This is a genomic window from Paenibacillus larvae subsp. larvae (genome assembly GCF_002003265.1).
GTDB classification, from domain to species: Bacteria; Bacillota; Bacilli; order Paenibacillales; family NBRC-103111; genus Paenibacillus_H; species Paenibacillus_H larvae.
In genome coordinates, this window is the sequence record NZ_CP019687.1 from 2,296,178 (window position 1) to 2,320,327 (window position 24,150).

Consider the following 24,150-nt stretch of genomic DNA (forward strand, 5'->3'; position numbering starts at 1 on the left):
GTCAAGGGAAACAGCCCACAAGTGAAACTACCCGGTATGTTCTACATCTCTACGATCTGCGAATCCGGCAACATCTGCTGTACCGCATCCCTGATATGGGAATGGCAGGTGAACAGAAGAATCTGCCGGTCTTTCCTGAGTATCTTAAGTAACCCCAGACATCGGCGGGTACGAACCGGGTCAAAATTTACAAAAATATCATCCAGAATCAGAGGAAGAACGGCTTTATTCCGGTATTCGTCGGCAAGTGCAAAGCGCATGGACAGATACAGTTGTTCGGCTGTTCCCCGGCTCAAAAAGCCCGTATCCACTGCCTCTCCGGCGGAAGTAATGGCAGAAAGACGCGGCTCTCCAAGTGGAGCCCGAATCTGGACATACCGATTATCCGTCAAATAAGCAAAGTACTCCGATGCCTTCTTAAGCACCCCAGGTTGACGTTCCTCCTCGTATCGGTCCCGGGCTTTACGGATCAGTTGGGAAGCCATGGATAGAATGGCATATCTTTCACTCATTATTTGAAGCCGGGCGATTTCTTCCTGCTGGCGTTGAAGAAGCACTGCATGACCATCCCCATGTTCCAGTTTGTCCAGCTCTCCGGCAAGTCTTCCCCGCTGCTCTCTCATGTCATGAATGGACGATTCCAGCCGGCTCTTCTGCTCCTTAAGAGAATCAAGCCTCTCTGCCAGCTTTTCTTCAGGACACCCTTCCAGCTCCTCGTTTAACTTCGCCAGGAGACCGGGGCCAATCTGGGCTTCTACGGCTGTATACAATAGCTGTCTCTCTTTTTGCAGATTCCCCCGTTCCTCATCCAGATTGGCAAGACGCCTGAGTTCTTCGTCCGTTCCGGCACCCGCTTCGGCAAGAAGGTTCTTCATCCGCTCCTGTACATGGCTAAGCTGAATCTGGAGGAGCCTTATTTCCTCTTCCCATTCATCGATTCTTTCGGTAAACAGCTGTTTCTGCTCTATCAGGCGTTTTTGCTCCTCCGCTTGTTTCCTTGCCTTTTTGAGGGCCGCTACCAATTCCCCAAGGTCTGGATAAGATTGGCGAAGGAAGTTCTCCGCCTGCACCTGATACTCACTTTGTTCACTCCGCATGAGGGCCAGTTTGTTTTTAAGGCTATGTTTCGTACGGATGGTTTCCTGTCCCTGCTCAATGACAGAGAGGCATTCCAGTACCGCCTCTGGAGACAGATGGACACGGAGCCGGTATCGACCAAGCCAGTTTTGCCAGTTATCCATCAGCTGTTTTCTTTCGTCTGCTGCGGCCTGCTTCCGCTCACCCAGCCGGTATGATTGTTGGCCGAGCCTGTCAAGCTGCTTCATTGCTTCTTCCAGCCGGTTATTTTTGCGGCCGTACTCTTCAAGGATTGTTTTGGACTGATCCAGTTCGGTAATCCAGGCATCCAGCTCTGTGTCCAGCCATTTCCGGGCTAGAGACCAGTTATCCGTCCCGTGCCCTGTTCCTGAATCCAAGGAAGCCGCCGTTTCTTCCCAAAAAATAAGTTCCTGAACGGCCCGGATTATTTTTTGCTGAAGATGAAACAATTGCTGTTCGGAAACCTCAAGTGCAGGCCAAGCTCCACTTTCTGCTAAATCTGGCGAAACCGAATTTTCCTTGTGGGCCCCTCTATGTTTGCCATGTGAAGCCGGAGCGCCTTGAAACCGCAGAAAAATGAAACTTGCCGCACCAAGTAAAACAAAACTGCCCGCGGCCAGCCACCATATCTGCAAGAACAGCGCGGTAACGAGAATCGCAGCGGCAGGAAGCACTGTAAACAGGATGGTCTGACTTCGGACTCTATTACGCTCTTGGCGTCTTCTTTCGCTCCATTTTCGCTCTGCTTCTGCGAGGTCGGCTAGTCTCTGTTTCTGGTGAACCACTTCTTGTGATAACAGTTTCCAGGAAGCATAATCTTTGGCTATCGCATGCAGGGTGGAAGAGTCGGGTATACCGCCGGATAAGGAACCTTCCTCCGTAAGTTTAAGAGCCCCGGCATATTGCTTCTTCCATTCATTCAATTCCAACTGCTGATTCTGAACAAGTTCATAGGCTTCGTCCGTCAGGTCAGACAATCTGTCTTCCTGGAGTCCCAATTCCCTGCGCTTTTCCTGCATCTCGTCAAATTGCTTTTTGAAGCTGCGGACGGTTTCCTTAAAACCGATCGTTGCCGGAAAAGTCTCCAAATCCGCTTCGGTCCAATCCTCATCCAGCTTCTGGAGCCTTCTGTCCATTTCCTTCTGTACCTGCTCCAGCTCCGCTTCCAGTCCGGCTATTACTTTTTGGTTCTCCAATAGCCTCATGCCCTGCCCGGCCAGCCGTTCCAGCTCGACTTCATCCCACGGTTCCTCCCGGATTGGTAAGGACATAAGCGCGGTACGCACCTGATCCCGTTTGGATGTGCAATTGCGAATCCTGGCAAGCTGATCGTCAGCTTCTTTCTGCAGGGATTCCCAGCGCGTAACGGCATGCCGGGGGAAAGCCCTGAGGGGCGGGAATTCGTTCAGCTGTCTGTCAATCTGTTTAAGCCTAAGCCAGGACGGCCGGATTTTCAGGCAAAGTTGAATCCATTCCGTCTCCCTGCTTATCTCCTTATATTCTTCTTCCGCCCGTACAATGCTTTCCTCTAATTCGCTTAGCTCGTTGTTCCATTCATCGTACTGTTCAAGATGTTCCTTCACTTTTCGGATCTTGAGCCGAAGCTCGTCCCACATTATTAGTCCTTGATTCACCAGCTGGTTTTTTCCTCTCGGCTTGTACAACTGGTCCATGTCCTGGTTCAGCTTGCGGCCTGCGGCTATAATGGCGCTCCCGCTAAGTCCGAGTCCGGCGCTGTATAAGTAGCCGCTAAGCTCTTCGCTTTGCAGGGTCCTCAGCTCCTGCAGTTCTCCTAGCCCGAAGGCAAACAGGCTGCGGAACAATTCCGCCGATAAGCCCCCATCAGGGCCCGCAGTTCCTCTTCGCCTCCGGTAGAACCGTCGGTAAACGTCACTTTAACGGAGCCGGCCGACCGGCTTCCGGTTCCAGTGCCGCCAGCGTAACGCTCCACGCGGATTCTCTTCCCCTGATCATCCTCCAGGAACAGGGCCCCGCCGTGGATGCCGCCTTTCGGCGGCTCGTAGCGTTCCGCCGGCTGGCTGCGCGGCGGAAAGCCGAACAGTACCGCACGAATGAACGCCAGAAGCGTGCTCTTGCCCGCTTCGTTGGCTCCGTGAAACACGGTTAGCCCTGCTGTGAGATCATGGTGCCGCTTATTAAGCGAGCCGAAGCCGTCCACTTGGATGGAGGTGATTTTCACCCCTCCCACCCCCTGTCTTCGGCGAGCAGGTCCAGCGCCAGCTCCCTGGCTGCGGCCAGCAGCTCCGCCGGCCGGCCGGGAAGAGCCGGTCCAAGTGCCCTGGCCAGCTTAGGATTGTCCATTAATGGCTTGCAGGCTTCCAATACAAAAGCTTCAAGCTGTTCCGGCGAGTCCAGAAGTTCTTCACTGATGCTGATAAGATCGCCAAGGAAGCCGCCCTCGGCTTTTAGGGAAGACAAGTCAAGCTCCCTGCCTGTCCTGTCCACAGCGGATTCGATCCAGACAAAACTGGCCGTACGCCCAGCCCCTCCAGTTACAAGAGCGGTTTGTTCCTCGCGTAACTCCTGAACCAGTTCGTCTAGAACATGTGAATCCCTAAGCTTCAGATGAAGAGGCCCCCTACCTTCCAGGATGAATCGCACAATAACGTCTTTCCCGCCGGCTTCCCCAAGAAGTCTTTCCAGTTCCTCCTCGATCAAATCTTTAAGTTCCTGCTCCGTTTGCAGCTGCTCGATGGACACCTTGCATAATTCCCAGCGGATGTCATTCAGCTCAATAAAATCAAGATCCGTACCGCCGTCTTCTCCAACACGAACCACATAGCATCCTCTCGGACCGCATTCCTTAATACTTCTCCCCTGAATATTGCCGGGATAAACAATGTAAGGCTCCTCATGGAGAACAGCACGGGTATGAATATGGCCAAGCGCCCAATAGTGCATTCCGCTTTGAATGAGCTGTTGTCTCGTGCAGGGGGCATAATTATCGTGACTCGGATCACCGTCCACATTAGTATGAAGTAAAGCTATCTGATACACATCGGGACGACCCGCCCGATAGTACCGGGCTAAATTCTCAGTCACCGAAGCCGAGGCAAAAGACATTCCGTGAACCTCTGCAATTATACCCCGTTCCCGGGTCGTTACCTCGACGCTTTCTACCCGGTCTGCCGGAAAAACATGAACTTTATCCGGCCAATCCAACGAAGCCCTGCCACCGTTCATCGGATCGTGATTGCCGTGGATCAGGTATACGCCGATTCCCGCTTCGGCAAGCCGGGATACAGCTTTTTGAAAGCGCAGCTGTGCTCTTAGCGACCGGTCTGCCGCATCGTATATATCCCCGCTAATAACTACGAAATCGGCCTTTTCCCGAAAAGCTGCGTGAACCAGCCTCTCCAGTGCTGCGAAAGTGGATTCTTTGATTCTCTCTCTGACAGCCCCAGGCAGACCGCTCATTCCTTTGAAGGGACTATCCAAATGAAGGTCAGCAGCATGAATAAACGTAAAAGGCTGAATGGCTGTCACCCCCGTTACTTTCTATAGGATTCATATACACTTTTATACTGCCGGATCACCCTGTGCAGGGAATAAGACTTTTTCGCTTTTTCCGAAGCGGCGCGAGCCAAATGATAGCGGTATGCCGGGTCTGCGATCATTTTTTCCAGTGCCTGGCTTAATGCTTCAGGGTTATCCGGCGGAACCAGAAGACCGTTGCGTCCATCTTCGATCTGTTCGGCTATGCCGCCTACGTTTGTCCCAACCAGTCCTAATAAACATAAGGCCGCTTCCGCAAACACGGAACCAAAAGCTTCTGCACGCGAGGGAAGGACAAAAATATCAAAAAATGGCATAAACTCCTCCGGATGCAGCATGTACCCGTAAAAAATCGTTTCTTCATAAATGTTCAGTTCCACCGCCATCTGCTCAAGTTCCTTGCGGCTCAGCCCGTCTCCAATAATGTGCAGGACAAACAGGTGCCCTTTTTGTTTGAGCAATGAACAGGCTTTAAGCAAAATATCCAGACCTTTAGCCGGGACGAGCCGGCATACGGTAATGAGCTGCGGAATTTCATTCTCATGATCCACGGGACGGAATCTTTTTTCATCAAAACCGTTTGGAATTACCCCTACTCTATCCGGATTCTGTATGTATTCTTCCAAATATTGCTTGAATGATTGAGAAACAGTAAGCAGTTGGTCCACTTTGCTTTCCAGCTCATGATAGAGCGATGTTAAAAACCGCTGCTCCGGTCCTTTTTCCCGGATCTGCCCGTTCAGCAGCAATTCCCTCTCGTAACTGGAATGGACGGTCATTACTACGGGCACATCCGGATACAGCTTTTTCAATACGAGTCCCGCAATAGGATGATGGGCATGAATCAGGTCAAACGTCTTGTTAAGACGCAATTTAGCCCACCATTCATAGTCTTTATAGGTTTGAATATATTTGTCCACAATCGGGTTTCCCTCATAGGAGTGCCAGTCGAATGTATCAAACCCGACAGGTTCAGTCCCTTTTCCTCTAATCCGTTTCGGTAAATAAAATAATTCCATCTGGTAACCGCGTCTTTGAAATCTTTCCAAAGTATAAGGAATCATGGAAGAGACCCCGCCTGGTTGTTCGGGAGGAAAAAACAAGGCTTGCAAGATATTCATTATTCAACACTCCCATTCTATTCTCTTCTTTCATTTTAACGGGGAAATACACAAGAAGAAAGAGATAAGAAAAGAGCCCTTCCGACAAATAATCCGTTAATCCTGCTGTCCGGAAGAGGGGCTCTTGGGGTGAACCTGATAGATTTTTAACCAAAAGCTTACGATAATGCAAGCCGTGTATAATGCCAAACGATGTCTTATCAGAAACCAAAAAGATAATATATAGACATAGACGGCATGACAAATTAAATAGATCAACATTCACTAAGGAGACGATTCACATGAAAAAAGTATTCAATTCGACCAAATGGGCAGTTTCAATTCTTCTGTTCGGCTGCTGCCAAATGCGTGGATAACGCGATCCTAATCAGAGATTAAAAGCAGGCTTGCGCTCATCAATAAAGAAAAGGTGATGTTGTTGACAAAAGTAAACATCCTAATAAGACCATATATTCTATCCTTCTCCTCTGTTTCTCATCCTCCCGTCTAATCCGGCGTACCCTCAAAAGGTAAACCCGGGTTGTGCTTTCTCACTGTTTCCCGACTATTCGATAATGAATAGCTCTTCCATCGGCCTGTTCAAAACCTCGCTGAGCTTTTTGGCAGTTGCCGGACCCACAGGCTTGACGGACCTCTCTAGCAGACTGATATACGCATAGCTGAGTCCGCATTTATTGGCCAGTTCTCTCTGTGTCATTCCCTGAAGTACCCTTGCGCGTATGAATGTTTCTTTCCTCGCAATAATCTTCATGCATCTCACCCTTGTTCTCATCTCGTTCCCATTATAACATCTATTTTTACTATTGCAATCATTTTTGTTAACAATTGCATTTATTGCCTCCAGAAATTGAAAAACAAAAGATGAACTGCTATGATAATAATCATAACTAATGTTTACCAAATTTTGATCGCGGGTGTTCTCATGTATTTTTATGATAAATTGCGGGATTTACGTAAACTTAAAGGATATACCATCCGTGAACTGTCTGACCGTTCCGGGGTTTCAACCGCCTATATTTCACAGCTCGAAAACGGCAACCGTGGCATTCCTTCACCTGAAGTGCTGATGAAATTATCGGAAGGTTTAAATATTTCCTATGAAGAATTAATGGAGATTGCCGGATATCTTCAGACTTCCTCCCATTCTTCCGGGGGCGATAAACCCAAATCTCCTGTGAATCTTCGCCGCTTTTTACATGAGAATGAGGTTATTTTTGACGGTATTTTACTTACAGAACAGGATAAAGAATGGATGGAACGTGTATTGACCGCTTTGTTTTGGAAACAAAAACAGACGCAAAAAAAGAAACAAAAACCAAAACAAAAAACGCATGGGTCGTGATTTCCTCTTCCCTCGGAACCGGGTTATCACGTCTTTTTTGAGTTGAGATAAAATTTTCTTTAATTTTGCCTTGACTTTAGGGCGGGCAACCCCTTTATTGCCCCTATTTTTCGGGAAGCGGCCGTTGTGGCCGTTTCCTCTTTTTTCCTGTATTATTTTAATGGCCAAAATCAGAAAAACCGAAAGGAGATAATATCGTGCATTTTGACGGACAACGGATTTTACCGGCTATCCGCCGGATAAAAGACTTGGAGAAGCTGCTGGACTCAAGTTACACCTATTTGGTACTGCTTGATGTGCACATAGCTCAATTAAAACATAATGTGCAATTTGCCAAAGGCGCCGGTAAAAAATTGCTTTTACATCTCGATCTGATTCAGGGAATGCAAAGTGACGGCTATGCAGCGGAATATATCTGCCAGGAATTTCAGCCTTACGGTATTCTTTCTACCAAAACCAACGTGGTCGCCAAAGCGAAGCAAAAGAAAGTCCTTGCTGTTCAAAGGGTCTTTCTTTTGGATTCCGGGTCCCTTGAGAAAAGTTACGCTCTGATTGAAAAGAACCGCCCTGATTTTATTGAGGTGCTGCCGGGTGCTCTTACACCATTGATCCGGGAAATCCGTGAAAAAACCGGTATCCCTATTTTGGCTGGGGGATTTATTCGTACACCCGAAGATGTGGAGCGTACCCTTGAAGCAGGCGCTGTAGCTGTGACAACTTCCACACCGGAGCTGTGGGATTTATACAGAAAATAATTTTCTTGACATCGCTTACAGGAATGATTAATAATAAACTCAAGTTAATATTGTGACGGAGAACTTGGAGACTCACGTGGAGCTCTGTTCATCTGGATTTACGGATGAATGCTGGGGGCAACGTGGGTCTATTTGTTCTTTTCCGCCTATGTTACTATTTGCATAAGGAGGGGTTACTATGTCGTCTTTTATGGGAGAATTGGTCGGTACTATGATCCTGATTATCCTGGGTGGCGGTGTTTGCGCCGGTGTCAATCTGAAGAAGTCTTTTGCCCATCAATCAGGGTGGATTGTTATAACATTTGGCTGGGGCCTTGCAGTAGCTATGGGTGCTTATGCGGTAGGTTCCGTCAGCGGGGCTCATTTAAATCCGGCCCTGACACTGGCTTTAGCGTTCAAAGGGGATTTTGCCTGGACAAATATACCCGCTTACATTCTGGCCCAAATGATCGGTGCCTTTTTGGGAGCAGTCATTGTATTTCTGCATTATCTTCCTCACTGGAAAGAAACGGAAGATCCCGGCGCCAAATTGGGGGTATTCAGTACGGGTCCTGCCATTCCTAATCCTTTTGCCAACCTGCTTAGCGAAATGATTGGTACCTTTATTCTCGTTCTTGGAATTTTGGCCATTGGGGCCAACAAATTTACTGACGGACTAAATCCGTTTATTGTAGGATTTCTCATCGTAAGCATCGGTCTTTCGCTTGGCGGAACTACCGGTTATGCTATCAATCCTGCCCGTGATCTTGGTCCAAGAATCGCCCATTTTCTTCTTCCTATTCCGGGTAAAGGAAGCTCTAATTGGAAGTATGCATGGATTCCGGTTGTCGGTCCGATTCTTGGCGGTTGTTTCGGAGGTCTGTTTTATAAAGCCGTATTCGAGGGCAAACAGACGGCAGCCCTTTGGGGGATTGTTGCAGCCATACTGGTCGTGCTTGCTTTAGCCGCGGCTTTAAGACCCGGAGTAAATTCGACTAAATCAACACTTCGTTCATAACCAATGTTATAAACACCTTAATAAAGAAAATGAGGGAGGATTTGTTCCATGGAAACCTATATTCTTGCATTAGATCAGGGAACAACAAGCTCAAGAGCTATTTTGTTCAATCAAAAAGGGGAAATTATCCACATCTCCCAGCGGGAATTTACACAACATTTCCCGAAGCCGGGCTGGGTGGAACATAATGCTCAGGAAATATGGGCCTCCATCCTTTCCGTTATTGCCACCGCATTGATCGAATCGGGTATTAAGCCTTCCCATATTGCCTCCATCGGGATAACCAACCAACGGGAAACGGCCGTAGTTTGGGATAAAACGTCCGGTATACCGGTATACAATGCGATTGTATGGCAGTCCAGACAGACTAAGGACATTTGCGATGAACTTAAGGCCAAGGGCCATGAGGAAACTTTCCGTAAAAAAACCGGTTTGCTTGTTGATCCGTACTTCTCCGGAACAAAAGTGAAATGGATTCTGGATCATGTGGAAGGTGCCCGCGAAAAAGCGGAAAAAGGAGAACTCCTTTTCGGTACTATTGATACATGGCTTGTCTGGAAATTGACAGGCGGAGCGGTTCATGTGACGGACTACACGAACGCATCCCGTACTCTGATGTATAACATTTATGATTTGAACTGGGATGAAGAGTTACTTGAGATATTGGATATTCCGAAGCAAATGCTTCCAGAGGTACGGGCATCTTCCGAAATATACGGCAAAACAGTCCCTTATCATTTTTTTGGGGAAGAGATCCCGATTGCCGGGATTGCAGGTGATCAGCAAGCCGCTTTGTTCGGTCAGGCTTGTTTTAAGCAGGGAATGGCCAAAAATACTTACGGCACGGGATGCTTTATGCTCATGAATACGGGTGAGAAAGCGGTTCAATCCGAACACGGCCTTCTTACTACTATCGCGTGGGGGCTAAACGGTAAAGTCGAGTATGCTCTGGAAGGAAGCATTTTCGTAGCGGGGTCGGCTATTCAATGGCTTCGCGACGGGCTTCGAATGTTCAAGTCCGCCCAAGACAGCGAGGCTTATGCCTCCCGTGTCGAATCGACTGACGGAGTATACGTCGTGCCCGCTTTTGTCGGACTCGGGGCCCCTTATTGGGATAGTGAAGTCAAAGGGGCTGTTTTCGGCCTCACAAGAGGAACTTCCAAGGAACAGTTTGTCAGAGCAACTCTCGAATCACTCGCCTATCAGACGAAAGATGTACTGAAGGCCATGGAAGCAGACTCCGGCATTGAACTGCATACTCTCCGTGTAGACGGTGGAGCCTCTATGAACGATTTTCTCATGCAGTTCCAAAGCGATGTCCTGGGAGTTCCTGTCGAAAGACCTGTAATTAGCGAAACGACAGCTCTCGGGGCCGCTTATCTTGCCGGTCTGGCAGTGGGTTACTGGAAGGATCAGGAGGTTATATCTGCCCAGTGGAATAAGGACCGCAATTTCAGTCCGCAAATGGATTCACAGACGAGCAAAGAGCTTTACTCCGGGTGGCAAAAAGCTGTGCAGGCTACCAAAGCATTTAAATAATTGCCGGCTTATTGAAACCGCCTCAAACTAATTCAGCAGTTTAATAAAATTCATTACTATGTTATACTCATTTTAACAAGTTTATATTTCAATGGTTGGAGACTAGGAGAAACCACAACACCGCTATGGAGGAATATCTATAGTGCGGTTGTGGTCTTTTTGTCTTTTATGGATATTTAAAGGAGGTCAACAAGATGAACGGATTATTCTCAGCAACTAAGCGAAGAACTCTCCTCCAGGGGCTAGACCAGGCACATACAGATGTACTGATTATCGGAGGAGGAATTACTGGAGCTGGAATCGCTTTAGATTCAGTTACCCGGGGACTAGATACGGTTTTGCTGGAAATGCAGGATTTTGCTGCCGGAACCTCCAGCCGTTCTACTAAACTGGTACACGGGGGACTCCGTTATTTGAAACAGTTCGAAGTGAAGATGGTAGCGGAAGTGGGTAAAGAAAGAGCCATCGTCTACGAAAACGGACCTCATGTAACAGAACCCGAATGGATGATGCTTCCCTTCCATAAAGGAGGAACGTTTGGAAGATTCAGCACCTCCCTCGGTCTTAGGGTGTATGACTTCCTGGCGGGTGTTAAACGGAGTGAACGCCGCCAAATGTTTGGTATTGATGAAACCATCCGCAGGGAACCTCTCGTTAAGAGGGAAGGTTTGAAAGGCAGCGGATATTATGTCGAATATCGCACTGACGATGCCCGGTTAACGATTGAAGTTATGAAGGAAGCGGTAAGCCGTGGAGCAAAAGCATTGAACTATGTGAAGGTTGAAAAGCTCCTTTATGATGAAAGAGGGAAGATCAAGGGAGTCCTGGCGGTGGATCAGCTTGACGGGACTGCTTATGAGATTTATGCCCGGTATATCATCAATGCTGCGGGCCCCTGGGTCGATACTCTGAGGGAAAAAGACGGATCGAAAACAGGCAAGCATCTTCAGCTGACCAAAGGTGTTCATCTGGTAATTGATCAACGTAAATTCCCCCTGAAACAGGCTATTTATTTTGACACTCCGGATGGCCGGATGGTTTTTGCCATTCCAAGAGGCGGAAAAACATATGCAGGAACTACTGATACCTTGTACCGGCAGAATCCCGCTCATCCGAAAATGAATGAAAAAGACCGTACCTACATTCTTTCGGCTATCCGGTACATGTTCCCTGAAGTAAATATCGGTCCTGAAGATATTGAATCCAGTTGGGCCGGAGTACGGCCGCTCATTTATGAGGACGGAAAGAGCGCCTCCGAGATCTCCCGAAAAGATGAGATCTGGCAGTCCCCTTCCGGTCTGATCACCATTGCAGGTGGTAAGCTGACGGGATACCGGAAAATGGCCGAAACGGTTGTCGACCTGATTGGACGCCTTCATCAGGAGCAAACCGGTGCTGCCCTGCCAGCTTGCCAAACCAAAAACATGCCGATATCAGGAGGGCATGTAGACGGCTCAGCCGGATTTCCGGCTTTCATCCGGACAAAAGCTGCTGAAGGACCCCGGCATGGCGTCTTAAAGGAAACGGCCGAACAATGGGTCCGGATGTATGGTTCCAATATAGACCGCCTTTATGGGTGGGCTGATGAGGCCGGGCAACAGGATGAGAGCCTTCCGCTTGAAGTTCTTGTCCCTCTGCGTTATGCCCTGGAAGACGAATCCGTAGTAAAACCCCAGGACTTCTTTATCCGCCGGACCGGTACCTTATTTTTCCGAATCGATTGGGTACGGAAGTGGAAAGAAGATGTGATAAGTTACATGGCTTCCTATTTCGGCTGGGACGAGACTTTGCAACAGGCGTATTCGTCCGAGATGGACCAGTGCCTGCATGATGCCGTTGTCCCTGATCCGGATGTGGAATAATAAAAAGCCGCATCAAAGCTAATGGGCCTCATACATTATGGAACCCGGCCAAATAAGCATTCCTAGTAAAAAGGTACCTGCCGATTTTTGCCGCAGGTACCTTCATTATTGGTTTTCCTCATTATTTGAACTCGTTCATTTTTTACAAAGTATAGGTCCGGACGCCATTCCCAGAAACAGCCCGTGTTCTACAACTCCCGGGATGGCGTTCAGTTGACCGGCCAATGCGGCAGGATCCGAAATAGACTGCAAGTGAAGATCCAGGATCACATTTTGGCTGTCGGTCAAAAAAGGAGTATCCCCTTTTAACCGGAGCCGGGGCTTCCATTCTTTATGACGGAACAGTTCCTGGACAGGTCTAAGTGCGAAGGGAACCACTTCCACAGGCAAGGGAAACTTGCCAAGCTGTTTGACCCGTTTGCCGGAGTCTACAATCCATACATTATATCTGGAATAAGATGCGACAATTTTTTCATACAGCAAGGCCCCTCCTCCCCCTTTTATTCCCTGCATGCGTTCATCCACTTCATCAGCGCCGTCTATAGTCAGGTCAAGACCTCCGGTATCTCCCAGCTTAACGAGAGGGATACCAAGTTTCGAAGCTAACCGGGTGGTCTGTCCTGAAGTGGAGACTCCTCTGATATTCAATCCCCTTCGCCTTGCCAAGGCTTGAAGAAAATAAAACACAGTTGAACCTGTACCAAGCCCTAAAGTCATCCCGTCTTCTACAAGATGGACGGCCTCTTCTGCCGCACGTTTCTTTTGGTTGTTCTGTTCATCCATCTTTTTTCCCTCCCTTGTTTCTAAATCCTATGATTAAATGGTTTCTTCCTGTTTTGCCCGAGGACTTCAAAATCAAGTATAATAAAAGGCAGTCATGAAAGGAGCCTTAGTTATGATGGAACAACTTCCCTCTTCCTATATCCGACAGATGAAAGAGCTTTTAAAAGAGGAAAGCGAGGCCTTCCTTAACTCTTATACTGAGCAAAGAACATTTGGCTTGCGTTTGAACCCATTGAATATCCGCAAATCTCAAAAGGAGCGGACCGGCGAGCTCGTCTCTCTCTTTGGTTTAACATCCGTTCCCTGGTGCCCAACCGGTTATTATTATAAGGAAGAAACCCGTCCCGGCAAGCATCCTTATCATGCCGCAGGACTTTACTATTTGCAGGAGCCATCCGCCATGTCGGCTGCCGAAATTTTGAACCCGGAGCCCGGCGATATCGTTCTGGATTTGGCCGCAGCCCCAGGAGGAAAATCCAGTCAAATTGCCGGAAAGCTTCTTGGCCGGGGTCTTCTGGTAGCGAACGAAATTCATCCGGGAAGAGCCAAAATCTTAGCGGAAAATATAGAACGGATGGGAGCAGGGAACGTGCTTGTGGTGAATGCCTCCCCCCAACAGCTTGCGGAGAAGTTACCCTTATTTTTCGATAAAATTATCGTGGATGCCCCTTGTTCAGGTGAAGGCATGTTCCGTAAAGATCCTGAAGCCATTAAAGAATGGTCGCCGGAGCATGTGCAAATGTGCGCAGCAAGACAGATGGACATTCTCCCGGATGCAATCCGGATGCTGAAACCCGGAGGCCTTCTGGTATATTCAACCTGTACGTTCAATCAGGAAGAGAATGAAGGAACAATCCGTGCCCTGCTTGCAGATTATCCAGAGATGAGGCTGATTTCAGAAGAACGAATATGGCCCCACCTTCAGAAAGGCGAGGGACATTACGTAGCACTGCTCGCCAAGGAGGAAGGGAGCATACGGGTAACGGGGGAACCGGAAAAATCCCGGCGAGGAGGAAGGAATAAAACCGGTAAATCCTCACGAAACCGGGAAGAGGCGGAGGCTCTGCAATACTTTGAAACGTTCCGTAAGCAATTTCTTCCGGGATATATACTTCCCGAGGGAAGCCCCGTCCGGTTTGGCGATCAGCTTTATTGGATGCCTCAAGCAAAAGAAGGCATGATACCGGACATGTTGAACGGACTTAAGGTACTGCGTCCGGGGCTTCATTTAGGTGAGATGAAGAAGAACCGTTTTGAGCCTTCCCATGCACTTGCGCTTGCCGTTTCAGCCGGACAGGCAGCCCTTGCTCTAGACCTGAAGCCCGAAGATCCAATGGTCCAAGCTTACTTGCGGGGAGAAGCCCTCTACACCGGCCGAAGCTTATCCGGGTGGACCCTGGTGTGCGTGAATGGTTTTCCCCTGGGATGGGGGAAGGAAAATCAGGGACAACTCAATAACCGTTATCCCAAAGGATTACTCCGGTTTGCCTGAGCAAGCCGGTCTTGAATTCCCCGGATCCGCTCATTTTCAGATCGCAGGTCCGCCTCAATATGCCCGGTAAGCTGTTTGATCTCGGCAATGACACTTTCAGGCAGATCTACATTCTGGACGGATTTGGCCACATATAATAAACACTGCAGCGTCTCTTTCATCAATCCCTTTTTATTGCCGGTCAGCACCACTTCCGAAAGGAAAACAAGATGCTGCAGTTCTTTTTCATCCATCTTCATCGCTCTCACTTCCTTCCTATAATTATCGCCGATTTTATCGAATCTTGGAAGCAAGAACTTGACACGAATAACTGTAATAATTATGATTATAGTATCACCTAGACAGGAGGGAATCATATGGCTATTACGAACGTAAATCAGCAAAGTTTCCAGGAAACTCTTGATAACAATGAACTGGTATTAGTCGATTTCTGGGCGCCCTGGTGCGGACCTTGTAAAATGCTGGCTCCAACCCTGGACAAACTGGATGAAGAGCTGGGAGATACCGTTACTATCGCCAAAGTTAATGTGGATGAGAACGGCCCGATTGCTGAGAAATTCGGCATCATGGGAATTCCTACTCTGAAGCTGTTTAAAAACGGAGAGGAAGTTCAATCCGTTTCCGGTGTTCAGCCGCTTAATAAACTGAAAGATCTGATCAGCCAGCATAAATAATACTGGATCAGACAAAGAAGGCATGTCTTTTCTAAGATCATGCCTTCTTCTTTTATGGACATTTGCATAACTTTATTGATACGGCAGTGTTTATTGCTATAGTTTATGCAAGCTGCTTTTGATCTTTAATGAACCGTCTCATTTTCAAAATAAATTTCGTCAATGACACGATTATTGCATAACATACTCACGTTGAAGGTATCATATTCCGCCTCTTTATCCAGTTCCTCCATAAGGAGAGCTGCTATAACATCACGGTCATTTGTATCTTCAGGGGCCCGGAAGTCTATAAACCCTGTTAATTGGCGTTCATTGATATCCACGGTTGCAGTACCGATCGGCAATCCTCCCCGGTCTTGTTCGTAAATTTCGTAAGTCAGCGTATCTCCATCATCTCTTACCAGCGATATGAGGTAGTCATCCCGAAAATCTTCTGCGAGGATTTCATCTAATTCTTCTTCAGCTGAGTTTTCCTCGTTCATAAGGAGTTCATGGGTGTCAATCAGTTCACCGTCATACTCCATATGAAAGATAAAAGAACGGAACTGCCGGGAATCATAATCTTGTGCTACAAAACGTGCGGCCTGTTCCATCTCTTCCGGCAAAGGGTCCACAACCCAGACAAAGGTCCCAACTACCTCATCACCATACATTTTACAATAAATATTTGCAAGCAAACCGGAATCTTCGTCTAGAAGCTCGTAATCTACCCTGTTTCGCTTCTCATTCACTATAACCAGTTCGTATTGGGGGTCATCTTCCAAATCATATTCTTTATACTCATCTTCCGATGAGCTAATGATAAAGCGGTCTACACTGCAAGTTGCGATAATATCCTGTTCATGGATATTCAATGCTTCGGCCACTCCCAGGACATACTGTTCTACAAACTCAAGTACGGCACCTTCCTCATCTTCCCCCAAAGAATGTTTCTCCAGCTGTACAGCTCCAAACATACGGTCTCTTTCACGGTAAATGATGCTGACTGAACCCACATACTTTCCATTCACTAGCACATCGTTTACTTCTCCGCCTGCCGTCTTAAGATCAGGCCTTAGCATGATACTGCTCATCGTTCGATCCTCCTCAAATGGGTCGGGTAACCATTTTAGGCTTGTAACCGTTCACCTCAGATTAATGGTTTCTTCCTTACATTTCCCCGATATCCGTAAAAATATAAGCCCGGCCACCGGGCCGGACTTGGGATGAATTTTATCTTTTTTATTTAAGAACTGACGGTAGTTTCCCTTCGGGATTTTTTTGGGGAACCCTGCCCTTTTGGACACGGATTGTCTTCATCTACCTTAAACCGCTTTGGCAGAATCCATGTTACTGCCAGTGCTATGGCTGCAATAATTAACAGAGATATAAAAATATGATGAATACCGTACACCATCATCTCCCTCAATTGTTCCATGAGACCGGGAGGCAGGCTCGCCGCCTGATCTCCATGAAATACCTGGCTGGTATCCAGTTGCTGGAGCGCTTCATTTTGACTGTGAGCTGTCTTATAGGACTGAATATTCATATTGAACAGCATCCCGAACACGCTGATACCAAGCGTCTGGCCAAGCGTCCGTAAAAAGGTATAGGAAGCCATGGCCGTTCCCCTCATCTGCCATCCAACCGCAGACTGTACCGTAATCGTATAGGATGTAAAGGCAAATCCGAACCCGAGCCCAAATAGGCCCATCAGAGCCACCAGCAGCAAATAAGGCGTATGAATACCGACAAAGTAAAGACCGGCCGCTGCCGCGAGCAAACAACTCACACCGATCAAAGTCGTAGACCTTACGCCCATGCGTACAAACCATCTGCCTGCCAGTGCGGCACCAACCGGCCAGCAAACCGATAAAGGAATCAGGGTAAATCCTGAATCCGTAGCCCCTTTTCCGGCAACCCCTTGTATCCAGAGCGGCAGATATATCGTAATACCGACAAGAATGGCACTGAGAAGAAAACCGCTAAGGTTGGACACGGAGATTAGTCTCATAGCAAACAGCCTAAGAGGCAGCATCGGTTCCTTCACATAATATTCCACAACCAGGAACAAAGCGAGTGTAACAACTGCCAATATTAAGATGCCGATCATGAAGGGAGAGTTCCAGGCATATTGGTTTCCTCCGCTCAGCAGTGCAAACATGAAGGAAGTCATGCTAACCGTAAAGAGGGCAATTCCCAAATAATCGACCTTCTGCTTCTTTTTGTCCAGATGCTCATGCAAATACATCACAATGAACAAAATCGACAGCAGGCCAAACGGGACATTAAAATAAAAAATCCAATGCCAGGATACATAGTCTACCATCAGCCCGCCGGTGAGCGGTCCCAGAATACCGGAAATCCCCCAGATTCCGCTGATCCATCCCTGAATTTTGGCCCTTTCTTCAAAAGAATAGATATCTCCTATAATAATCATCGTTACTGGAAGAATAGCCCCTGCACCTAACCCCTGGATGGCCCTGAACACAATAAGCTGCTCCATGGATTGGGACATTCCTGAAAGCATTGATCCGATCAGAAACAAGATCGTTCCGCATATGAACATCAGCTTGCGCCCGTACAAATCCGATAATTTGCCCACAATCGGAGTGGCTACGGCCGTTGTCAGCAGATAGATGGATACAACCCAGTTCATAAGATGCATTCCGCCCAGGTCACTTACGATTTTCGGGATCGCAGTACTGACAATCGTCCCTTCCAATGAAGAAAGGAATGTGATAAGCATGATAGACAGTGTGACCATTGTTTTATTGGTTTGTTTTTTTTCCACTTAACAACTCCAACTCCTCTACTTTTTACAGCACATATTTCATTAAAGCTTCCCTTACACCGTCTTCATTGTTAGAACCCGTTACTACCCGTGCAGCCTTTTTAACGGCATCCGGGGAATTATCCATAGCCACTCCAAGTCCGGCATAAGCCAGCATTTCCAGGTCGTTGAAGTAATTGCCTATAGCCATAATTCTTTCCGGAGGAACGTCCCAGCGTTCGGCAAGGGCTTTGAGTGCATTTCCTTTGGAAGCATCCGTGTGCATGACATCAATGAAAAACTCGCCGCTTCTCATCATGGTCAGATCGCCGTAAATTCTGCTTTCTGTCCACTCCTTCTCAATCCGGTCAACCTGTGCGACTTCGCCGGCAAGAGTAAATTTAACCAAAGGAATTTCAAGTTTCAGTACATCCTCGTATAATTCCGGAGTCAGAAAAAATTTCTCATAAACGGTTTTCTCCTCTTCTGTAAGTTTCTCAACATACATGTGAAAAGCTGTTGAAACATCGAAATGAACCCCGTGCTCTCTACAATACCGGACCAAAAGCTCGATCTGGTTCACGGAAAAAGCGAATTCATGAACCAGTACAGGTTCTTCCGATCCCCTGGAGTGTATGGTGGCTGCACCGTTATGATTAATCGAGTATCCCTCCAGTTCCAGCTCCTTCAGTAAGGGAAGCGTGCTTGCCGGTCCTCTTCCGGTACACAATACAATTTTCGCACCCAGTTTATGGGCTTTCCGGACAGCCTCCTTATTTCCTTCCGTCAATTCAAACTGGTCATTAATCAGGGTTCCGTCAACATCAAGCGCGATGATATCAAAATCCATACTCTTCACTCCTGTCACTTTATTTCTCTATAATGAAGCCGTCTTATAACCCTGTAGAGCCTCCAGTTCCTTTGCAGTAAGTTCTCTCGATGCTCCAGGGGAAAGGGAAGGATCGAGCTTTAAAGATCCCATGGAAATCCGTTTCAGATAAACGACTTTTTTATGAACAGCTTCAAACATCCGTTTTACTTGATGAAATTTCCCTTCATGGATAGTAAGTTCGATCTCGGCAGGCTTTTCTTCCTCCGGGTTCCCGGAATCCAAAACGACAAGCTGTGCAGGCATGGTCATATATCCGTCATCCAGGACGACTCCTTCGGAAAAAATCCTTACATCTTCCTCAGTTACATCCCCATTTACCCTCGCATAGTATGTTTTAGGCACATGCTTGCGGGGGGAGAGTAAATTATGGGCAAGCTTCCCGTCATTGGTCAGCAGGAGAAGCCCTTCGGTATCTTTGTCGAGCCTGCCTACCGGGAAAACCCCGAATACCCGGATGTGATCGTCCAGCAGATCCACAACAGTGCGGTCCCGCATATCCTCCGTTGCCGAAATGACCCCTGCAGGTTTATTCAATAGCACATATACATGCTCTCTGAAAATAACCTGTTCTCCGTTCACTTCAATATAGTCTTCGTCAGGATAGACTTTCCATCCGCTATCTTTCACAACCTTGCCATTTACTGTTACCCCTCCGTTTTTGGCCAGCTTTTTCAATTCGGAGCGTGTTCCGTATCCCAGATGGGATAACATTTTGTCCAGGCGAAGTGTTCCCTTCAAGTTCCAGTCCACCTCCATTCTGCCGGATGATCATTTTCCAGCAGTCCTGCTGCTATTCGCCATTACGCAGGGAAACTATCCGGACATACAAGGCATCCTTTGGACCCCGGGCAGGTTTGTCCAACAGAACGCAAAATTTTCGTTAGCTTCCTAAACAAATTATAGTTATAAATACCAACTTGACCGATCAGGTTTATTCCTGATCGGCCTGGCGCTCCGGCGGGTTCGTTATAAGAATACTCAATGCTTCCTCGAGCTTTTTGTCCAGGATCCGGATCTTTAACGGACAGAAAGGCAAGTTCTCCTCCTGTTGCAGTCTGGTCAGGCAGGACCTGCTGTCAGCAAGCAGCTTTCCGATGTCCATTCCTTCATTTCGTCCCGGTTCCCTTCCCAGTTTATCAATGCCGCCTGATAACAGCTTGATTGCACCGCTAACATTACCGTTCCGGTAGTGGTATAACCCGACAGCAATCTGCAGCAGCCCCTGATAAAAAATATCCCGGCCTTCTTCCATCCATAATTCTTCCAACACCTCATGACATTCGAAATAATCTTCCGTCTCATTAAAATGATATACAAACGCAATGAGCAGCGGATTGTAAGGTGTCTTCATTCTCGCTCCTTTTGTTTGGCTCTGGTAACGGCCTCTTCAATCTCCTGAGCCAGTGCACGTAAACTCCGTGTATCTTCCTTTTCCCAAATTTCAGTAAATCTTATTTGGAATTGGGCGGCCTCGCGGACCCGGTGGAAATAGTACAGAACCTGGATATAGTTCAGTACATTGGAAACGAGCATAGAGTTATCCTCGAACAACTTCTGGGCTTCCACAATCTCATCCCGGATGCTGGACATCTCCTGATCCAACAGATACGCGGCTTCTGCCGCTTTGCTGAGCCGTTTGCGTACTTCATCCGGCAGCATGCTTTCCTTATACTTATAATTGAGAGAATGTTCGATGGTTGCCCAGAAATTCATAGCCAATGTACGGATCTGAATCTCGGCAAGTATCCGTTTTACTCCGAGAGAGGTATGAACTGCGTACTCAATAATAATATGGTAGCTGCGGTAGCCGCTTTCCTTTTTATTCGTAATATAATCCTTTTCATACAGCACTTTCAGATCATGGCGCCCGTGAATCAGTTCTATCAACGTATGGATATCCTCAACAAACTGGCACATAATGCGAATGCCGGCAATATCCTCGATGCCTGTTTCCAGTTCATCCATCGGTACATCCAGTTTTTTTGCTTTCTCTAATATACTTGAAATCTTCTTCACCCGGCCGGTTACAAATTCGATAGGAGAATACTCGTCCGGGCTTTTCAATTCTTTGCGAAGAGTTTTAAATTTAAATTTGAGTTCTTCCACAGCCTGCTCGTAAGGCTGCAGGAATTTCCTCCAGTCACGTCCATCCATTGAACTAGCCCCCATTTCTGATGAAGTCAGCGATGATCGGCCCCTATCGCTTGGGAAAGATGGGTATAGCCGTCACGCTTCAACAAGGCGATCAGTCCCTCATTGAGCCTGCGGATCAGTTTAGGACCTTCGTATATCAAAGCGGTATATACTTCAACCAGGCTTGCTCCCGCACGGAATTTGGCATAAGCGTCTTCTGGTGTAAAGATGCCTCCAGACCCTATAATCGGCATTTTACCCCCGGTCAACAGGTATACTTTAGCCACCATTTCCGTTGAACATTCAGCCAGCGGTTTCCCGCTCAATCCCCCGGCCTGGTCTTTATGGGCATGAACGATACCCTCACGGCTTATCGTCGTGTTGGAGACAATGATACCTGCTGCCCCGCTTTCCCTGATCGTATGAATGGTGTTCTCCACCTCTTCATCCGTTAAATCAGGTGCAATTTTGACTAGTACAGGCTTGCCTGAGTCTCCGTATCTGGCTTGCTGCCGCTGCATTTCGTCGGTTACGGCATGAAGCAGATTCAATAAATCACTGCCATGCTGCAGACTGCGTAAATCAGGTGTATTCGGAGAGCTGATATTGACTACGAAAAAATCTGCTTCCTTATATAAAGTCCGGATGCATATGCGGTAATCTTCTTCAGCATCCTCATTAGGCGTCACCTTGTTTTTTCCAATGTTTACAGCAACGGGTATTGGCCTGTTCTTTAAAGCTGACATAGTTCTGGCCATTTTCTCTGCACCAACGTTGTTAAAGCCCATCCTATTGATTAGGGCTTGGTACTCGAGCAGACGAAACAGCCTTGGCTTTTCGTTGCCTTCCTGAGGTCTTGGAGTAACCGTCCCAACCTCCATAAATCCGAAGCCCATTTGGGAGAATCCTTCCACTGCTTCCGCATTTTTATCCAGACCAGCGGCCAGGCCGACAGGATTAGCGAAGCCGATCCCCCATAATTTCATTTGCAATTCTGCCCGTTTAGGCATCCCGTAAAGCCCGTGAATGATACCTTTGGCTCCCGGCACCTTACCAGCTATGGATAAACCACAGATCGTAAGATGATGGGCAGCCTCCGGATCCATCCGGAACAAGACAGGTTTAGCCAACTTTTTGTATAACATCCGGATAACACCCCGTTCTAAGTTGCTCTCTCAGACAGTTTATCCTGTTCCTTAAGGGAATGCAAAATATTTTATAATAAACGCGCTTACATGATAATCAATTTCACGTTATGTACACGGTAAATTATGCTAAAATAAACATAAGATCAGCACTCCAAAAGATGGAAGGAGAGTCCTATCATGGCCAAACCTAAACGTAAACCCGTACCAAACAGTATCGCCGTAAAAAAGAAACAGGACGGGCCGAACAAAAAAGCACTGATCTGGAGCGCCAGCTTGATTGTCCTCATTATCATTGCCATGAGTGTCCTGTTAATAGTAAACGGATAATATTTTTACATACCCCGGTATTTTTTATTGGTCTGCTTACAAATGAACTTAGAAGGAAAAGCCGTTTCCGTCACGAACTGCATGGAAACGGCTTCCTTTCTTATGTTTATATAAGAAAGGCTATTTTCATCCATTCATATAATCCCGTTTGATTTAATTCAACCATTTGTATACTTTTTGGGGATTGGTTTCTACTGCTTTTCCGGGCAGACTCCATCTCGGTTCCGAGGGATCACCGTCAGACAATACCGGGAGAAGATCCCGGCCAATAGTAACCCTTGTTTCCAACGGCACCAGATCAAACAGTTCCTCGACATCTTCCTTCCCCATACGGATGCATCCCTTGGACTCATCCTGTCCGATGCTATCCGGTTCATTCGTTCCGTGAATCGCGTACAGTGTATCGGATAAGGTCATTCCCCGGCTGCCAAATTCCCCGTTTGATTTCCCGTTAGGGTTCCTTACTTTTTCCGTAATGGTAAATTCTCCATCCGGCGTTTTTTCTCCCCCGAGTCCTACCGGAAATGTGCGGATAATGGTGTTTCCACTAATGACCGCGAGCCGGTATGCCCGCCGGTCAACTACAATGCGCAAGGGCTCCTCGAAGAGTTGATCTTCCGCATGTTCCGGCTTTACGGACGTAGCCAGCCATTTGGCAGGACCGGATTTGACCGGTTCCGCCTCTTTGTTCATTCCCAGCTTTGTATGAACTTCCTCCCGTATTTTGATAAACATCGTCTCCATGTAAGGGGTCATACCGGGTATAATATTGTCCGGATAATTACCAGTTAATTCTTCGGCCTTTTCCGGCATCCGGCTGTTCCTGCGGTAAAACGACTCCACGGCCGAACGCAGCACAAGCAGTTGCTCCTGGCGGCCACGCCATTCAGCTGCCATGGCTCTGGCATGGGCCGAATTTGCAGGTTTACAGGCACAGGTTTCGGCATCGTAATGTTCAATTCGGGGTTTATCCCTGTCCGCGCCCTGTTTCACGGACGCAATTAAAACGGGCGGCCGGTACCAGGCCGACCACTCCCCCTCCTCCGCCGCTTCACCCGCTAGAATAAGCGCTTCAGGAACGCGTTCGCCGCTTGCAAACAGGAGGTGTGAAATCTCCTTCCGAAGCCGTTCTCCTCTTCCCGTTTGCTCTCCCCCGGACCTCCGCCGCAAGGCCCTGTCCGCGTAGTAGACGACTGCCTTCGGTTCGCTGCCGACCACCGGCTTCTCCGATATCGCCCGCGCTTCGGCCAGGGCTGTTTTGTCCGTCCTTTCTACCGTCAGGCGGACCGGGATTCTTCTCTCATCCCCAGTAATAGGGATGAGAAGCAGCGCCAGAAGCGCGACCAGCAACGTGCCCCGCCAACGCCGGGACGGGCGGCCCGGCTTCTCGGAATCCCCTCTTCCCCGGGCCGCTTCTTCGGCAGCTGCCAGGACGGCGGGGTCGACCTTAATCGCCCGGTTCTCGAATGCTTCATACACTTCTCCCGCCCTGGCAAAACAATAGCGCGCCTTGGCCATTTTCCCCTGGGCCGCATATTCCCGGCCGAGCAAATACCAGGCCATCTGCTGATTTGGGTGCCGCTGAACGAACTGTTTCAGGTCTTCGAACAGCTCCTCCTCTTCCGTCTCAAGGAGTTCCCGGCGATCGTCCTTCATCCCTCATTTTCCTCCCGAAAAACTCTTGTATAACATATATCGGCAGAAAAACACAAAAAAAGA

General features: G+C 47.9%; 23 protein-coding genes. 8 read left to right on the plus strand and 15 right to left on the minus strand.

Annotated features, from left to right (window positions below):
* Window positions 1-41 precede the first annotated feature (41 nt).
* From BXP28_RS11915 to BXP28_RS11935, 5 genes are all read right to left on the minus strand, one after another.
* A complete protein-coding gene (locus BXP28_RS11915; RefSeq protein ID WP_077585062.1) occupies window positions 42-2,921 on the minus strand; it encodes an AAA family ATPase in 2,880 nt (959 codons plus the stop codon).
* Window positions 2,891-3,298, minus strand: a complete 408-nt coding sequence (locus BXP28_RS11920; RefSeq protein ID WP_167552504.1) for an ATP-binding protein — start codon at window positions 3,296-3,298, stop codon at window positions 2,891-2,893. Before BXP28_RS11920 ends, BXP28_RS11915 begins: the two co-directional genes overlap by 31 nt.
* Entirely contained in the window at window positions 3,295-4,605 is a 1,311-nt protein-coding gene (locus BXP28_RS11925) for a metallophosphoesterase family protein (protein WP_023483892.1), read from the minus strand. Before BXP28_RS11925 ends, BXP28_RS11920 begins: the two co-directional genes overlap by 4 nt.
* Before the next feature lie 5 nt (window positions 4,606-4,610).
* A complete protein-coding gene (locus BXP28_RS11930) occupies window positions 4,611-5,735 on the minus strand; it encodes a glycosyltransferase family 4 protein (protein WP_023483893.1) in 1,125 nt (374 codons plus the stop codon).
* A 544-nt stretch (window positions 5,736-6,279) separates the two neighbouring features.
* A complete protein-coding gene (locus BXP28_RS11935) occupies window positions 6,280-6,486 on the minus strand; it encodes a helix-turn-helix domain-containing protein (RefSeq protein WP_036655097.1) in 207 nt (68 codons plus the stop codon).
* 120 nt (window positions 6,487-6,606) lie between these two features.
* On the opposite strand from BXP28_RS11935, the gene BXP28_RS11940 reads away from it, so the two are divergent.
* The 5 genes from BXP28_RS11940 to BXP28_RS11960 all read left to right on the plus strand — a co-directional run bounded on the left by BXP28_RS11940 (window position 6,607) and on the right by BXP28_RS11960 (window position 12,230).
* On the plus strand, window positions 6,607-7,077 hold the full coding sequence (locus BXP28_RS11940; protein ID WP_230460727.1) for a helix-turn-helix domain-containing protein: 471 nt from the start codon (window positions 6,607-6,609) through the stop codon (window positions 7,075-7,077).
* 197 nt (window positions 7,078-7,274) lie between these two features.
* A complete protein-coding gene (locus tag BXP28_RS11945; RefSeq protein ID WP_023483895.1) occupies window positions 7,275-7,832 on the plus strand; it encodes a glycerol-3-phosphate responsive antiterminator in 558 nt (185 codons plus the stop codon).
* Window positions 7,833-8,010: 178 nt separating this feature from the next.
* On the plus strand, window positions 8,011-8,829 hold the full coding sequence (locus tag BXP28_RS11950; RefSeq protein WP_036655099.1) for an MIP/aquaporin family protein: 819 nt from the start codon (window positions 8,011-8,013) through the stop codon (window positions 8,827-8,829).
* Between the two features lie 48 nt (window positions 8,830-8,877).
* Entirely contained in the window at window positions 8,878-10,368 is a 1,491-nt protein-coding gene (gene glpK, locus BXP28_RS11955) for a glycerol kinase GlpK (protein WP_023483897.1), read from the plus strand.
* 194 nt (window positions 10,369-10,562) lie between these two features.
* Window positions 10,563-12,230, plus strand: a complete 1,668-nt coding sequence (locus tag BXP28_RS11960; RefSeq protein ID WP_023483898.1) for a glycerol-3-phosphate dehydrogenase/oxidase — start codon at window positions 10,563-10,565, stop codon at window positions 12,228-12,230.
* A 135-nt stretch (window positions 12,231-12,365) separates the two neighbouring features.
* On the opposite strand, the gene rpiA is transcribed toward BXP28_RS11960, so the two are convergent.
* A complete protein-coding gene (gene rpiA, locus BXP28_RS11965; protein ID WP_023483899.1) occupies window positions 12,366-13,013 on the minus strand; it encodes a ribose-5-phosphate isomerase RpiA in 648 nt (215 codons plus the stop codon).
* Between the two features lie 112 nt (window positions 13,014-13,125).
* On the opposite strand from rpiA, the gene BXP28_RS11970 reads away from it, so the two are divergent.
* Window positions 13,126-14,505: an RsmF rRNA methyltransferase first C-terminal domain-containing protein gene (locus BXP28_RS11970; RefSeq protein WP_311795102.1), complete on the plus strand. Its 1,380-nt coding sequence runs from the start codon at window positions 13,126-13,128 to the stop codon at window positions 14,503-14,505.
* On the opposite strand, the gene BXP28_RS11975 is transcribed toward BXP28_RS11970, so the two are convergent.
* On the minus strand, window positions 14,475-14,744 hold the full coding sequence (locus BXP28_RS11975) for a hypothetical protein (protein ID WP_036655103.1): 270 nt from the start codon (window positions 14,742-14,744) through the stop codon (window positions 14,475-14,477). The genes BXP28_RS11970 and BXP28_RS11975 overlap by 31 nt on opposite strands.
* A gap of 117 nt (window positions 14,745-14,861) precedes the next feature.
* On the opposite strand from BXP28_RS11975, the gene trxA reads away from it, so the two are divergent.
* Window positions 14,862-15,179 (plus strand): thioredoxin, encoded by a 318-nt coding sequence (gene trxA, locus BXP28_RS11980; protein WP_023483901.1) that lies wholly within the window; start codon window positions 14,862-14,864, stop codon window positions 15,177-15,179.
* 125 nt (window positions 15,180-15,304) lie between these two features.
* Here the strand turns inward: trxA and BXP28_RS11985 are convergent, their stop codons facing one another.
* The 7 genes from BXP28_RS11985 to BXP28_RS12015 all read right to left on the minus strand — a co-directional run bounded on the left by BXP28_RS11985 (window position 15,305) and on the right by BXP28_RS12015 (window position 22,101).
* On the minus strand, window positions 15,305-16,252 hold the full coding sequence (locus BXP28_RS11985) for a hypothetical protein (RefSeq protein WP_023483902.1): 948 nt from the start codon (window positions 16,250-16,252) through the stop codon (window positions 15,305-15,307).
* A 152-nt stretch (window positions 16,253-16,404) separates the two neighbouring features.
* On the minus strand, window positions 16,405-17,952 hold the full coding sequence (locus BXP28_RS11990) for an MDR family MFS transporter (protein ID WP_230460728.1): 1,548 nt from the start codon (window positions 17,950-17,952) through the stop codon (window positions 16,405-16,407).
* Between the two features lie 25 nt (window positions 17,953-17,977).
* On the minus strand, window positions 17,978-18,781 hold the full coding sequence (locus tag BXP28_RS11995) for a Cof-type HAD-IIB family hydrolase (RefSeq protein WP_024093660.1): 804 nt from the start codon (window positions 18,779-18,781) through the stop codon (window positions 17,978-17,980).
* 27 nt (window positions 18,782-18,808) lie between these two features.
* On the minus strand, window positions 18,809-19,561 hold the full coding sequence (locus BXP28_RS12000; protein ID WP_374049656.1) for a pseudouridine synthase: 753 nt from the start codon (window positions 19,559-19,561) through the stop codon (window positions 18,809-18,811).
* Between the two features lie 193 nt (window positions 19,562-19,754).
* Complete coding sequence (locus BXP28_RS12005) at window positions 19,755-20,174, minus strand: DUF309 domain-containing protein (RefSeq protein WP_023483906.1); 420 nt, start codon at window positions 20,172-20,174, stop codon at window positions 19,755-19,757.
* Window positions 20,171-20,977: a GTP diphosphokinase gene (yjbM, locus tag BXP28_RS12010; protein ID WP_023483907.1), complete on the minus strand. Its 807-nt coding sequence runs from the start codon at window positions 20,975-20,977 to the stop codon at window positions 20,171-20,173. The genes BXP28_RS12005 and yjbM overlap by 4 nt, the downstream gene beginning before the upstream one ends.
* Window positions 20,978-21,003: 26 nt before the next feature.
* A complete protein-coding gene (locus BXP28_RS12015; RefSeq protein ID WP_023483908.1) occupies window positions 21,004-22,101 on the minus strand; it encodes a quinone-dependent dihydroorotate dehydrogenase in 1,098 nt (365 codons plus the stop codon).
* A gap of 180 nt (window positions 22,102-22,281) precedes the next feature.
* Between BXP28_RS12015 and BXP28_RS23285 the strand changes: the two genes are divergently transcribed.
* Entirely contained in the window at window positions 22,282-22,431 is a 150-nt protein-coding gene (locus BXP28_RS23285) for a hypothetical protein (RefSeq protein WP_024093657.1), read from the plus strand.
* 153 nt (window positions 22,432-22,584) lie between these two features.
* Here the strand turns inward: BXP28_RS23285 and BXP28_RS12020 are convergent, their stop codons facing one another.
* Window positions 22,585-24,087 (minus strand): L,D-transpeptidase family protein, encoded by a 1,503-nt coding sequence (locus BXP28_RS12020; RefSeq protein ID WP_023483909.1) that lies wholly within the window; start codon window positions 24,085-24,087, stop codon window positions 22,585-22,587.
* Window positions 24,088-24,150 lie beyond the last annotated feature (63 nt).